The organism is Thalassotalea euphylliae (assembly GCF_003390395.1).
Lineage (GTDB): Bacteria > Pseudomonadota > Gammaproteobacteria > Enterobacterales > Alteromonadaceae > Thalassotalea_F > Thalassotalea_F euphylliae_C.
This window is the reverse complement of record NZ_QUOV01000001.1, coordinates 886,039-899,254: the sequence shown is the minus strand read 5'-3', so window position 1 is coordinate 899,254 and position 13,216 is coordinate 886,039. Positions and strand designations below refer to the sequence as shown.

Annotated in this window: 12 protein-coding genes; 7 read left to right on the top strand and 5 right to left on the bottom strand. The window is 44.0% G+C overall.

The genetic code is table 11. The annotated features are described in order from the left end of the window. The first annotated feature begins 36 nt into the window (after positions 1 to 36). The 3 genes from DXX92_RS03965 to DXX92_RS03955 are packed head-to-tail and all read left to right on the top strand — an operon-like array spanning position 37 to position 1,780. Positions 37 to 447, top strand: a complete 411-nt coding sequence (locus DXX92_RS03965) for a DUF3429 domain-containing protein (protein ID WP_181901684.1) — start codon at positions 37 to 39, stop codon at positions 445 to 447. 44 nt (positions 448 to 491) lie between these two features. After that, positions 492 to 998 (top strand): thiol-disulfide oxidoreductase DCC family protein, encoded by a 507-nt coding sequence (locus DXX92_RS03960; RefSeq protein ID WP_115999255.1) that lies wholly within the window; start codon positions 492 to 494, stop codon positions 996 to 998. Next, positions 995 to 1,780, top strand: a complete 786-nt coding sequence (locus DXX92_RS03955; protein WP_115999254.1) for an SDR family NAD(P)-dependent oxidoreductase — start codon at positions 995 to 997, stop codon at positions 1,778 to 1,780. Before DXX92_RS03960 ends, DXX92_RS03955 begins: the two co-directional genes overlap by 4 nt. Before the next feature lie 39 nt (positions 1,781 to 1,819). Here the strand turns inward: DXX92_RS03955 and DXX92_RS03950 are convergent, their stop codons facing one another. Next, on the bottom strand, positions 1,820 to 2,077 hold the full coding sequence (locus tag DXX92_RS03950; RefSeq protein ID WP_115999253.1) for a DUF3081 family protein: 258 nt from the start codon (positions 2,075 to 2,077) through the stop codon (positions 1,820 to 1,822). Positions 2,078 to 2,276: 199 nt separating this feature from the next. On the opposite strand from DXX92_RS03950, the gene DXX92_RS03945 reads away from it, so the two are divergent. Next, a complete protein-coding gene (locus DXX92_RS03945; protein WP_115999252.1) occupies positions 2,277 to 3,083 on the top strand; it encodes a DUF2189 domain-containing protein in 807 nt (268 codons plus the stop codon). Positions 3,084 to 3,107: 24 nt separating this feature from the next. On the opposite strand, the gene DXX92_RS03940 is transcribed toward DXX92_RS03945, so the two are convergent. Then, positions 3,108 to 3,722 carry a GNAT family N-acetyltransferase gene (locus DXX92_RS03940; RefSeq protein WP_115999251.1) on the bottom strand — a complete coding sequence of 205 codons (615 nt, stop codon included), beginning with the start codon at positions 3,720 to 3,722 and terminating at the stop codon, positions 3,108 to 3,110. A gap of 134 nt (positions 3,723 to 3,856) precedes the next feature. Then, on the bottom strand, positions 3,857 to 6,046 hold the full coding sequence (locus tag DXX92_RS03935) for a M3 family metallopeptidase (protein ID WP_115999250.1): 2,190 nt from the start codon (positions 6,044 to 6,046) through the stop codon (positions 3,857 to 3,859). A gap of 197 nt (positions 6,047 to 6,243) precedes the next feature. On the opposite strand from DXX92_RS03935, the gene DXX92_RS03930 reads away from it, so the two are divergent. Together DXX92_RS03930 and DXX92_RS03925 are read left to right on the top strand one after the other, a co-directional pair. Next, a complete protein-coding gene (locus tag DXX92_RS03930) occupies positions 6,244 to 7,212 on the top strand; it encodes a D-2-hydroxyacid dehydrogenase (RefSeq protein ID WP_245961393.1) in 969 nt (322 codons plus the stop codon). A 191-nt stretch (positions 7,213 to 7,403) separates the two neighbouring features. Continuing rightward, the gene (locus DXX92_RS03925) at positions 7,404 to 9,800 is read left to right on the top strand and encodes an Ig-like domain-containing protein (protein WP_115999249.1); all 2,397 of its coding nucleotides are present in this window, start codon (positions 7,404 to 7,406) and stop codon (positions 9,798 to 9,800) included. Between the two features lie 95 nt (positions 9,801 to 9,895). On the opposite strand, the gene DXX92_RS03920 is transcribed toward DXX92_RS03925, so the two are convergent. Further along, positions 9,896 to 11,233 carry an NAD(P)/FAD-dependent oxidoreductase gene (locus DXX92_RS03920; RefSeq protein WP_115999248.1) on the bottom strand — a complete coding sequence of 446 codons (1,338 nt, stop codon included), beginning with the start codon at positions 11,231 to 11,233 and terminating at the stop codon, positions 9,896 to 9,898. Between the two features lie 83 nt (positions 11,234 to 11,316). Between DXX92_RS03920 and DXX92_RS03915 the strand changes: the two genes are divergently transcribed. Next, entirely contained in the window at positions 11,317 to 11,880 is a 564-nt protein-coding gene (locus DXX92_RS03915) for a GNAT family N-acetyltransferase (RefSeq protein ID WP_115999247.1), read from the top strand. A 49-nt stretch (positions 11,881 to 11,929) separates the two neighbouring features. Here DXX92_RS03915 and thrC read toward each other — a convergent pair whose 3' ends face one another. Next, positions 11,930 to 13,204: a threonine synthase gene (gene thrC, locus DXX92_RS03910; RefSeq protein ID WP_115999246.1), complete on the bottom strand. Its 1,275-nt coding sequence runs from the start codon at positions 13,202 to 13,204 to the stop codon at positions 11,930 to 11,932. Positions 13,205 to 13,216: the final 12 nt, after the last annotated feature.

The following is a 13,216-nucleotide window of genomic DNA, read 5'->3' as shown; positions in this document are numbered from 1 at the left end:
GGCAATAAAGGCGTGAAAACAAAAGGTGTGAAAGCAATGGCAAATATAATCAATTGGCGAACACTGGGTTACCTAGGGCTAATTCCATTTATCGCCGCAACATGGGCAGCAACCAGTAATACCTCTTTATTGTCGCTCTCGCCATACCAAGTTTTTGTCGCCTACAGCGCCTGCATATTGAGTTTCCTTGCAGGTACCCTATGGCTAAAGCAAACAGCGCAAACAGCAACTATCATTTCCAACCTGTTTACTTTAGTTGCCTTCGCCTGCTTGTTACTGCCAGCACAACTGGCTTTACTCGTGCTAGCTAGTGGCTTTGTGCTGCTACTAGCAAGTGAATTTAAAATGGGGTTATTCACTGACAAGCCACTTGGCTACCAATTGTTGCGAATAGTACTCACCAGCATCGTAGTGCTTTGTCATATCCTGACTTTTAACGCTCTTTAGCAGCCTGTCGTTAGTAGCAGACTTATATTTAATGGGAAATAAATATGGCAGAGCTTACCTTATTTTTTGACGGCAACTGCCCGTTATGCATAGCTGAAATCAATGCCTTAGCCAAACGAAATAGCAAACAGTTGATTCAATTTGAAGACTTACATCAGAACGATTTTGCTACTCAATTTCCTGATATTGATCGCCAAGAGGCGATGCGCGTTATACACGGTAAGCTCAGGGGTAAAGTGATCACGGGTATCGACGTAAATTACCATGCATGGCGATTAGTCGGTAAAGAGTTTTGGGTTAAGCCCCTAGCCTGGCGACTAACTCGACCGTTGGCAAAGCTCGGCTATCGGTTATTTGCAGCTAATCGCCACACCATATCTAAGCTGTACGCCAAATTAACTAAGCAAGAAACACTAGACAAACAAGGTTGTTCGTGCGCCATTCCAACAACCGTTCATCAGTCTAGCCATACAAATAAAGTTACTGATGGGCTACCTAACACCGAGCACAACATTGATTCCATTGATTCAAAAAGGAAAATGCGGCAATGAGAACGAGTCTAGTGATTGGTGCTAGCAGTGCCATTGCCCAAGCGGTGATTGCGCAGCTTCTAAACGACAAGCTAAACCAAAATAAAGCAAAAGCTGAACATAACAAGGTTATCGCCGTATCTCGACAAGCTATGCCGCAATCACTGGCGCCTTTTTTGGCCAATGGACAATTAACTTGGCGACAAAGTGATTATCAGCAAGCAAGTATACAAGCCTTGTTAACTGAGCTCTTTGCAACTCTCTCCGTGACTCACTCTAAAGATCAAAGACAACTGAGCGAAATTATAATTTGCAATGGTATCTTACACAGCGAAGACTTTATGCCAGAGAAAAAAATCGAAGCGTTTGAGCCAAGCGCTTTTGATCAAGTTTTATCAGCCAATACGTTAACACCACTGCGCTGGTTACAAGCCTTAATGCCTTATTTAGAGCATTATCAAGCACCTTGTTTTGTTACTGTGATGAGCGCTCGCATCGGCAGTATTAGCGATAATCAATTGGGCGGTTGGTACAGTTATCGAATGTCAAAGGCAGCGTTAAATATGGCAGTAAAATGTTTGGCGATAGAGGCAAGTCGCAGAGCTAAGCACGTCAAATTTATTTTGTTTCACCCCGGAACAACCGACACGCCGTTATCTAAACCGTTTCAGCGCAATGTGCGCAAAGATAAGCTATTTACACCCGCGTTTGTTGCAACGCAATTATTGTCAGCCAAACACCATGTTGAGTTGGATGGACAGGCCAGTTACCTTGATTGGCAGCATAAAGTGATTCCTTGGTAAAAGCATTCCTTTGTAGCTGATAACCAGCAAGGTAAACCGTTATAAACGGTCTGCCAAACTTTTAATTTTCTTTAAAAATTGTTGCCAAGCCTCTTCATTAGGCTTGCTGACATCATATTTGCCGTGAAACAGTAAGGTCACCACCACCTGATTAAACTGTAAATAGCAGGTATAGCCATCAAAATCAGCCCACGCAGAAAGCCCTTGCCAATGGCGTTTACCCTCTAACACTTCACCGTCACTAAGCACCTTATTAAACACCGACAGACAATATTTTACGTCTAGTTCATTGTGCATACTTCCTCCTAACTTCACCGTTGTTGGTTACGAACTAACCTTACGCCATAACATTACAAACTAGCTTACGAACTTACGCATAAACTGGCTCAATCGGGAAAAATGAACCATGGTTAATATAACTGCGTAATCAAATAGGTAGACTACCCTAGATTATGAAGCAGTATCCGCAAGAACGACAACGAACGAGGGATATGATATGCCGACCACTCAGACGTCAACACAGGCACAAGCAAACCGTCAAACACGAGATAAAAAAGCGTTTGCCAGAACGATTGAAAGTAATCAAGTCAGTACCTTTGCCTGTTTTCACTGGTTAAGTTTAGCCATCAAAGATTTTACGAAAGCACCATTAATTAGCTTAATTTACGGCCTTATTTTTAGTGTCGTACCTGTGGCAATTTTCTACTTGGTGGCAAACACAGAAAATCATTTGATTATCTTGCCCGCCACAATTGCCTTTGCTTTGATTGGTCCGGCATTTGCCACTGGTTTATACGATGTTGCGTGGGAGCTAGAAAAGGGTCACAAGCCGACCATGTCGCACAGTCTAAAATCCATGTTTAGAAATCCCGTTGGCGAATGGGGTTTTGCCATCTTACTAATGATTTGCATGATTGCGTGGACTCGCCTAGCCGCCTTGATCCATGCACTTTATCCCAATACCGTAAATCCAACCTTTGAGGAACTTACTTTCTTTTTAGGTTTCGGTACGCTAGTGGGGGCAGCCATGGCTGCTGTGGTGTTCACCATCAGCGCCTTTACGCCACAAATTATGGTTGAACGCCGCGTTGATATTATGACCGCGGTGATAAGCTCAGTAAAAGCGGTTAACAAGAATGTGTTCGCCATGTTTGCATGGGCCTTAGTCATTCTAGGCTTTGTACTTGTGGGGTTCTTAACCCAAGGGTTTGGTTTTATTTTGATTATGCCAGTGCTGAGCTATGCGAGCTGGCATGCATATATAGCCGTGATAAAGACGAAACGCGAACGTCACTACGAGTAGATAATTATAAATATATTTTGTTTATTACCGACTAATTACTAGCGGCTGCCAAGCGAGTCGGTAATAAACAACTTCTGCGTCACCCAATGGATCTGTATGCTGATAGGTAGAGGCATATTGAAGGCCAAGCTTTTTCATCACCCCAATCGAGGCGGAATTATCTGGCAAGGCAATCGCGCCAATGCCGCGTGCAATACCTAGTGATTGAATCGCCGACATCACATGTTTTGCAGATTCGGTGGCATAGCCTTTGCCCCAGGTGTGACGTTTAAAGCGCCAGCCAATTTCTAATTCATCCCAGTTGGGTTTATCCGTAAAAAAGCCCATTGGTCTTATCAAAATCCAGCCGATAAAGTGCTCGCGGTCATGCTCTGCTTGAGATTCTGCTTGAGTTATATCGGTAGCTTGTTCCGCTTTCGCACCTTGGGTAAAAACACCCCACATCCCCCAGCCTTGCGAAGGGTTAACAAATTTTTGCAATCTTGGCATGAACACTTGCTCGATATCGTCAAGCGTATTGACTCGCCCACCGTTAATGTATTTCATCACCTCAGGGTCTTGATCAAGATCTGCCAATAACTGTGCATCGTCAGCGGTTAGTAAACGGTAAAACAAACGTTCAGATGAGGTGATTTTCATCAGTATATTCCTTGTTGGCGTGATAATTTGATTCTGCAATATAGATAAAAATAATAAAGCCCGCAAATGCGGGCTTTAGCGTATTTAACTTTTAGTTCAGCTAGTTAGTAGCTGATAACTTAATTTAAAAGTTACTATTTAGTCACCGGAAAACCACGGTCACGCATTAGCGCATCAACCACAGCGTCACGGCCACGGAACGCTCGATATGCTTCGGCAGGATCTACCGCGTTACGCACGCTGAATAAGTGCTCTACTAATTTTGCTGCGACAGCAGGGTCGTAATAACCACCAGGAGCTTCTTCAAACGCTTCTGACGCATCAGAGGTTAGCACTTCTGCCCACATGTAGCCGTAGTATGCAGCTGAGTAGCCTTCCCCACTAAATACATGACCAAAATGCGGCGTACGGTGACGCATAACAATTTGCGATGGCATATTGAGCTTGGCTAATTCTTCACGCTCAAATTTATCTGGGTCAATACCAGCAGGATCTGTCGTGTGTAGCTTCATATCAATAATCGCAGACGCTAAGTACTCAGTCGTTTTAAAACCTTCGTTAAAAGTTGCTGCCTGCTTGATTTTAGCGACTAAATCTTTTGGCATTGGCTCGCCAGTTTTATAGTGCACCAAGTAAGTGTTAATCACTTCATCGGTAGTTAACCAACGCTCTAATAGCTGTGATTGGAATTCAGTGTAATCACGTACACCACCATTTAGCGTTGGATAATCAACATTAGATGATAAGAAGTGCAATGCATGACCAAATTCGTGGAAGAAAGTTTCTGCATCATCCCAAGAAATTAATACTGGCTCGCCTTCTTTACCTTTGATGAAGTTCGAGTTATTCGACGATAAAACGTTAGTTTTACCATCAATCGTTGTATGACTGCGGTAAGTTGTCGCCCATGCGCCGCTGCGCTTACCTTTACGGGCAAACGGGTCTAAGTAGAATAAACCAATATGCTCGCCAGAGGTTTTATCTTTTACGTCCCATACGCGCACATCTTCATGGAATACAGGTACTGAGCCATCGGTAATTTCACTGAAGCTGTAGTTGAATAAACGACCCGCAACATAGAACATTGCATCTTGCAGCTTTTCAACTTGTAGGTATTTCTTCACTTCGCTTGAATCAAGTGCGTATTTGTCCATACGTACTTTTTCAGCGTAGTAACGATAATCCCATGGTTTGATCATTTTTACGCCGTCTGCTTTGGCGATGTTCAGCATGTCTGCCACTTCTTCATCAACACGGGCAATTGCTGCTGGCCAAACTTTCTCCATTAATGCGATCGCATTCTCTGGCTTTTTCGCCATACGATCTTCTAAACGCCACGATGCATAATTATCGTAACCTAATAAGCCAACACGCTCGTGACGAAGTGTTAAGATCTCTTTGATAATCTCGTTGTTATCAAATTCGTCACCATTGTCACCACGGTTGTAGTAGGTTTCCCAAACTTGTTTACGCAATTCACGTTCAGTTGAATAGGTTAAGAACGGATCCATTGAAGAACGAGTATTGGTAAAGGCGTATTTACCTTCTTGTCCGCGCTCTTTCGCCGCTTTAGCTGCTGCGGCAATAATAGAATCAGTTAAACCACCCAGCTGGCTTTCATCAAGAAATAGTACGTAGTTCTCTTCATCAGCTAAAACGTTGTTAGCGAATTTTGTATGTAACTGAGCTAAACGTTGGTTAATTTCAGCGTAACGTGCTTTTTGTTCGCCCTGCAAGGTTGCGCCATTGCGAGCAAAACCGTTGTATACCAACCACACTAAGCGTTGCTGCTCTTTTGATAAGCCTTTGACTTCTTCGCCGTTGTAAACAGCTGAAACACGTTGGAAAAGTTTATCGTTTTGATTAATTTTTGAGAAAAACGCTGACAGCTTAGGTGCCATTTCACTTTGAATTTCTCTAAATTCAGCTGAAGAGCGGTTAGCACTCCAAATACCGTAATATCTGAAAATGCGATTGAGTACTTTGCCTGCTCGCTCCATTTCAACAATGGTATTTTCGAAGTTTGCTGGTGCTGGATTATTAGCAATCGCCTCGATTTCAGCTAGATTCAACGCCATCGCTTTTTCCAGCGCAGGTTTTAAACCAATGAGTGATACTTTATCAAACGCTGGTACACCTTGGTATGGGCCAGTCCATTCTGACATTAACAGCTCAGTTGCAGCTGAAATTTCTGTACTATTTGCAGCCACAGTATTAACCTCGGCTTCTGGTGATTGGCTAACGGCTTGGCTAGTATCTGTTGAGTTACATCCCCAAAGTACGCCAGAAATCGCCATTGCGGCGAATAATTTGTTTAATTTCATGGTTTACTATCTCTAGTTATTGTTCTTAGGCTTTGCGGGCACTATGCCCTTACCTTTACCAGCGTTACTATAAGTGCTGTGGGTTAATAACGCCATTACAACTATCGTAAAAACCATGTGAATCGCCGTACTTGAGGCCTATTGCCTTTCTCGTTAAGCTTGCGCCACTCCCCTGAGCCACGCTAAGCGGCAATAAAATGATGACAACAGTATTTCTTGATTACGGCACCTTCAATTCTGGCCTTGATGTTAATCCAATTCGCCAAAAAACAGAAAAGCTCACCATACATGAGTTCACTCAGCCAGCAGAAGTGATTAGCCGCGCCCAGCATGCCGAAATAATTATCACCAATAAAGTGGTATTAGATGCCGAAACACTGGCCAAGCTACCTAAGCTAAAACTGATTTGTGTTGCCGCAACTGGCACGAACAATATTGATTTAGCCGCAGCTAAACAGCGCCAAATTGAGGTTTGTCATGCAAAAGACTATGCAGGGCCGCCAATCGCTCAATATGTTTTTGCACAGCTGTTTAAGCGTTTTCAAAATATTGAACAGCACAATGCCAATGTTGCCAGCGGCAAATGGAGCACCAGCCAAGCATTTTGTTTGCACGATCAGCCAATTAATGAATTAGCGGGAAAAACATTCGGTATTTTAGGCTATGGCCATATTGGCCAAGCGGTTGCTAAAGCGGCACGTGCTTTTGATATGAAGGTACTAATTGCAGAGCGACCTGACAGCCACACAGTTCGCGAAGACCGCGTCAGTTTTAACGATATGCTAGCTAATGCTGATGTTGTCAGTTTACATTGCCCTTCAACGCCCGCAACTCAAGGGTTAATCAATAGTGCTCGCTTAGCTCAAATGAAGCCTTCATCAATATTGATTAATACTGCCCGTGGCGACCTGATTGACAATAATGCATTAGCCAATGCACTGAGAACACAGCAGCTTAGCTACGCCATTTTAGATGTGCTTGATCAAGAGCCACCACCAAGCTCACACCCATTAGTTGCTGGCTTTGTTAGCGGTGATATTCCCAATCTTGCTATCACGGGTCATATTGCTTGGGCAAGCCAACAAGCACAGCAACGTATTTTAAATATAGTTGCGGCAAACATCGCAGGCTTTAATACAGGCAAGTTAATTAACAAGGTGAACTAGGCAACTAGATGCGCGGACCAAGTAGTTGAATTACGCGAGTAGCCAAACTCGCTCGTTAAAATTACCAGTAATTTAACTGAGTAATATCTGATTAAGAACACAAAATAGCCCAGAAAATTCATAGACTTTTTACCGACAGAAATTTATTCTTGCTGTAGTTTTACGTCCATCCTTTTCAACAGGTATTCCGAATGAAAAAGTACTTCACGGCACTGCTTTTTGCGAGCCTTAGCCTTTTAGTTGGTTGTAATGGCAGCTCAGGAGACAATCCCACCGCCAGTGAAAGCCAAACAGTCAATTCAATTACCCTAGCCATTTTGAATGCGTCAGGGCAAAGTCAACAAAGCTTTCAAGCCAATGATGAAGTACAGCTATTAGCAACCGTGCTAGATAGCAATGGGCAAATCATCGCAGGCCGCAGTGTCAGCTTTGAAACCACCATCGGTAGCCTAGCCGTTAGCTCTCGCCTCACTAATGAACAAGGCCAAGCAAGTGTTACGGTCACTAATATTGAGCTTGCTGCTGGCGCAGGTACAGCTACAGCGACGATTGGTGAACTGACGGCATCAGACGATTTCGAGTTTTTACAAGCAACAGCAGTGCAAGCCCCTAGTCTTGCCAGCCAACTATTAGTCGATGGCCAAGTCACGAGCCAGTTTAAAGCGGATCAACAAGCGCAAATTATTGCCCGCTTAACGACTAATGCTAATCAACCTATTGTTAATGAAATTGTCACTTTTACAGCCGATATTGGTACCTTGAACACAACTACGGCACTGACGAATAGCCAAGGTGAAGCTAAGGTTACGCTGGTAAGCGACGGTCAAATAGGCGCTGGCGTTGTGGTTGCGTCACTTGGTGAAGATAGCGAAGTAACACCTAGTCAATTTAACTACGAAATCATTGCTGCTGACGCTGTTATTGTCGATGAAGGTATTCGCATTGGTCATATTGATGCTAGCGGAACCTTTAACGAAGGTGAGGTTCTATTAGGCTCAGACACCATCAGTGCAGGCGGGACATTAGGTTTAACTGTTGATTTAGTAGATAGCGAAGGTAACCGTATTAATACACCAACACCAGTAAGCTTTTCTTCGAACTGTGTGCAAAGTGGTGACGCTACTGTTGATGAATCAGTGTTTACTATCAAAGGAAGTGCCAATGCGACCTTTGAAGACTTAAGCTGTGCAGGCAGCTCAGGTATTGATGATGCTATCGTTGCATCAATTACCGTTAACGGCGTTACTAGCATTGCTTCGAGCACAGTGAGTATCGCTGGCGAACAGCTTGGTTCAATTGAGTTTACCTCTGCAGAGCCAACCTCTATCGTCTTAAAAGGTACAGGTGGCCAAGGCCAACAAGAAACTTCTACTTTAACCTTTACTGTGCGCAGTGCCTTAGGTAACCCGCTAGCGCAACAAGCTGTGGACTTTAGTTTAAGTACTCAAGTAGGTGGCATGACGCTAAGCCCAACATCTGGTCTTACTAACAGCCAAGGTATTGTGACTGTTAAAGTTACCGCAGGTACTGTACCAACTGCCGTTCGCGTTACTGCTAAGTCGACCATGAACGTCAGCAATGAAACGATTGAGGTACAAACCCAGTCAGATTTATTGTCAGTGAATACGGGTTTACCTGAACAACGTTCGGTGACGTTATCGACTGATATTTCCAATCCAGAAGCTGGCGACATCAGCGGTGTTGAAGCGCAAATTACTGCCCGCTTAGCTGACAACTTTAATAACCCAGTACCAGACGGTACAACCGTCAACTTTACCACCGAAGGCGGTGCCATTGAGCCAAGCTGTATTACAACTAACGGCGCTTGTTCAGTTACTTGGACTAGTGCAGAGCCACGTGTACCTGATCACCGTATTACCATTTTAGCGACGGCGCTTGGCCACGAAACCTTCTTTGACACTAACGGTAATAATACCTTTGACGACAATGACGGTACTGCCATTGTTAACTCGACTGTATCTTCAGGTCGTGGCCGTCAGGTGGCTCAAGCCTCTGGCTTTGTTGATATGAGTGAAGCATGGCGTGATGATGATGAAGATAATCAATATGATGCGGGTGAAGTATTCTTAGATTTTAATAACGATAATAGCTTTACAACACAAGACGGTTTGTTTAACGGTCCGCAATGTCAAGGCGCACGTTGCGCTGCCGAAGATAATCAAGCCATTCATGTGCGTAAAGCAATTGTCATGGTAATGGCGAGTTCAAGCGCATCATTTACCTTAAGCGATGGCGCTGGCGATACCTTCAGATCTAACATTACCAACATTCGCCAGAATGTACCTAGTATTAGTGATGGCAGCTCACAGCGCTTTGAGCTGTTTGTTTCTGATACAGCGCTGCAAGCAATGCCTCGTGATACACAGGTTACAGTGACATCAACTGCAGGTGAGCTATTCGGTCAAACTGAATTTACTTTTGATGACAGGTTGTCGGCCGTTACATTAGAATTCTTGATTAGTAACCCTGCCGGTGGTGAGCCTCAAACCGGTGTATTGGAAGTCACCATTACCGCGCCGTCAGGAACGACGACCAGCATGTCACCATTAACCATTAACCTTAACTAGCTTGCTTAGTTAATCCCATAAAAAAACCACGCTGTACCGTGGTTTTTTTACATCTGCAACAAATGATTTTATCTAAAAGTTACTATGCTAAGTTGCTAAAAATACCTATCTTTGATTTTGCCGTATTGAAAATAGCCCCATTGGCCAACTCGTCTTAGCGGGGCAAACGGAAACTTAGGTAAGTGACGATTAAATATCGGTAAATTAGGAAGCTGTTTTTCTGCGACACTTTCCGCTAAGCGTTTACCTGCCTGTGCCGAAAATGACAGCCCTGCCCCGCAATAGCCCATAGCATAGAAAACCTGTTGCTGGTCATCGTGATAAATATGTGGAATATCATCTAGCGACATGCAAATCCACCCAGCCCACGCGTAATCATAGTTAATGCGTTGAAGTGCAGGAAAACTTTGCTTTAACACCGAAAGCAAACGTTTCGGGTAATAATCATCTTCTGCGCCCTTACCAGTAATGGCGCCGCGCCCACCAAATAAGATACGATTATCTGGCAGCTTTCGGTAATAGTATTTTAACGCACGAGTGTCCATTACCACATTATTCGTTTGCCAGTTGCATGCCGCAATTTGTTGCTCGGTCAGCGGCTCAGTGACAATTATTTGTGATAGTACTGGCAAGAATCGGTTATTAACCCAAGGATGAAAACCTTTGGGTGTATAACCATTGGTTGCTAGCACCACTTTTTTCGCGCGCACCTTAGCATTTGGCGTGATTAACTCTTGATATTCGCCTTGTTGCTGCCAATTAATCACTGGCGTGCCAGTATAAATTTTAGCACCCGCTTGGCGCGCTAAGCGCTGATAGCCCCAGGCAAGTTTAAGTGGGTTTAAGCCAAAACCATCTTGATAGCGAATGGCACCATAGGCTTGTTGGTCATCCATGTACTGATCACGGACTTGCTGCTTTGACAGCACTTCCACTTGATAACCAAATTGCTGGCGTTGAACATCAGCGAGGGCAATTAATTCCTTGAGCTTATTAGGCTTATGAGCAACTTTTAAATAGCCAGGTGCTTGGCGATCACAGTCTATGCCTTGTGCAATTAAATTATTGACGGTATCAACGCCCGCCGCCATCTCTTGATAGATGCCACGCATTACTTCATTGCCCCAATCGTTCGCCATGTCAGTAAACGATTTTCGACCAGAGCTCTTTAAGACAAATCCTGCATTACGACCACTACAGCCCCAAGCGGTTTGATTAGCCTCTAACACAACCGCTTTGATACCTTGTTCTGCAGCAAGGTAGTATGCGCAGGATAAGCCAGTAAAGCCGCCGCCAATGATGACTACATCAACATCGAGATCACTTTGCAGCTGGCCATCATTGTCTGGACTTTCGCCAGAAACATCAGCCCAATAGCTGTTGGGATAGTCAAGGTTAATACCAGGGATGGAATCGTGTAGCGGATCATACATAGGTTAATTGGGCGAGCGTTAATGCAACTAAATCAAAACAGTGGCAAACTATGCCATTATTTTAATTGGCGTGACAAGCAGTAATGACGACCATTGATTATCGGGCGTTGGCCCCAAATGACTTTGCTAAAGTGATCCAGCTAGCCAACCATGTGCATGGTGATGGCTATATGAACGAGAACAATATTCAAGACTGGTATCAAAAAGGTTTTAAAGACGAGATTAATGCTGGCTTTGTTGCATATGACGGCAACAAGCTCGTTGGCTTTCGCATTACCTATGCCGCCGAGCAATGGCATATCGACAAATGGTGTTCCCCACAAAAGTGGCAGGCAGACACGGCTCAAGTTTGTTATTTCAAATGCAATACCGTTGATGAAAACTATCGAGGCTATGGTATTGGCAGTGAATTGCTTAAGCTGTCGATTACTGCCGCCAAGCAGCAAGGGGCGATTGCAGGCGTGAGTCATTTATGGAAACAAAGCCCAGGCAATAGCGCAGTGAAATACTTTACCAAATGTGGTGGCGAGTTAGTGCAATCGCACCCAGATAAGTGGCGTGAAGACGCATTAAATGGCTACGACTGCATTCTTTGTGGCTTTGACTGCCACTGTGAAGCGGCAGAAATGATCATTTATTTTGATTAAGAAAGCTTAAGTAACAAAACTTAAACTTAAATGCCTTTTCTTAAAGAGCTTACGTCAACAAGTAAGCTCTTAAACCAGCAAAATCAGCATTCATATCCACCGATAGAATCTTTTCACCAGCGCAATCGGCTAATTCTTTTGGCAGCGCAATTGGCTGCCCCAAAGTACTTTCCACTACATCTTTAAACTTAGCGGGATGCGCCGTACCTAAGAACACACCAAACTCATTGTCTTCACAGTGACCAAGCGCTTTGTAAGCTACTGCTGCGTGCGGCTCGCTGATATAGCCTAATTTATTCAGTTGCAACATAGTTGATTGCGTTTGTTCTTCATCGACCGAAATTGAGCTCACACATTCGTCTACGATGCCCGCTTTTAGCATATGCTCAACGCGTGGCCAGTTATTCGGGTTACTAACGTCCATCGCATTAGAAATTGTCGCTACTGTGGCTTTCGGCGCCCACTCGCCCGTTGCTAAATAACGTGGCACAGTATCATTGGCATTAGTTGCGGCAACAAAGCGTTTAATTGGTAAGCCCATGGCTTTAGCAAATAAGCCCGCCGTTAAGTTACCAAAGTTGCCACTTGGCACAGAAAAGACGATATCTTCTAACTGGCTATTTTGACGTTTTAATTGAGCCACCGCCTCAAAGTAGTAACAAACTTGCGCGAGTAAGCGGCTAATATTAATTGAGTTAGCTGAATTTAGGCCAATAGCTTGTGCTAGCTCTTTATCGTCAAATGACTGTTTAACAAGTGCCTGACAATCATCAAAGCTGCCCTCAATGGCAATGGTTTCAATATTGCCGCCAAGCGTTGTGAACATTTTCTCTTGCAGTAAGCTGATCTTACCTTTCGGGTATAAGATCACCACACGGATATTCTCTAAGCCATGGAACGCATGAGCAACAGCCGCGCCTGTATCACCAGAAGTTGCCGTTAAAATAGTGATCTTTTGACCATTAGTGAATTTTTGTAGACACTGCGCCATAAAGCGGGCGCCAAAGTCTTTAAAGGCTAGCGTTGGACCATGGAATAATTCCAATACTGAACGTTGCTCGCTGATCGGCTGAATTTGCGCTGGAAAATTAAAAGCGTTAGTGACAATTTCCGCCAGTTCATCTTTGGTTAAATCGCCTGCGACAAAAGGAGCCAATACATGCACGCTGCGCTCAACTAAAGACATTGCCAACAGTTCATCAACATTGTCGAGCGCCGGAATATCTTCAGGAAAGAATAAGCCCTGATTTTTGCCTAAACCTTGTTTAACTGCTTGAGCAAAACTGACTTGCTCTTCATTTTCTTTTAAATTATAAAACTTCACGTTAACTTCCTT

Coding starts and splice junctions, on each gene's coding strand:
- DXX92_RS03965 (WP_181901684.1), top strand. CDS start 37: ATGGCAAATATAATCAATTGGCGAACACTGGGTTACCTAGGGCTAATT.
- DXX92_RS03960 (WP_115999255.1), top strand. CDS start 492: ATGGCAGAGCTTACCTTATTTTTTGACGGCAACTGCCCGTTATGCATA.
- DXX92_RS03955 (WP_115999254.1), top strand. CDS start 995: ATGAGAACGAGTCTAGTGATTGGTGCTAGCAGTGCCATTGCCCAAGCG.
- DXX92_RS03950 (WP_115999253.1), bottom strand. CDS start 2,077: ATGCACAATGAACTAGACGTAAAATATTGTCTGTCGGTGTTTAATAAG.
- DXX92_RS03945 (WP_115999252.1), top strand. CDS start 2,277: ATGCCGACCACTCAGACGTCAACACAGGCACAAGCAAACCGTCAAACA.
- DXX92_RS03940 (WP_115999251.1), bottom strand. CDS start 3,722: ATGAAAATCACCTCATCTGAACGTTTGTTTTACCGTTTACTAACCGCT.
- DXX92_RS03935 (WP_115999250.1), bottom strand. CDS start 6,046: ATGAAATTAAACAAATTATTCGCCGCAATGGCGATTTCTGGCGTACTT.
- DXX92_RS03930 (WP_245961393.1), top strand. CDS start 6,244: ATGATGACAACAGTATTTCTTGATTACGGCACCTTCAATTCTGGCCTT.
- DXX92_RS03925 (WP_115999249.1), top strand. CDS start 7,404: ATGAAAAAGTACTTCACGGCACTGCTTTTTGCGAGCCTTAGCCTTTTA.
- DXX92_RS03920 (WP_115999248.1), bottom strand. CDS start 11,233: ATGTATGATCCGCTACACGATTCCATCCCTGGTATTAACCTTGACTAT.
- DXX92_RS03915 (WP_115999247.1), top strand. CDS start 11,317: ATGACGACCATTGATTATCGGGCGTTGGCCCCAAATGACTTTGCTAAA.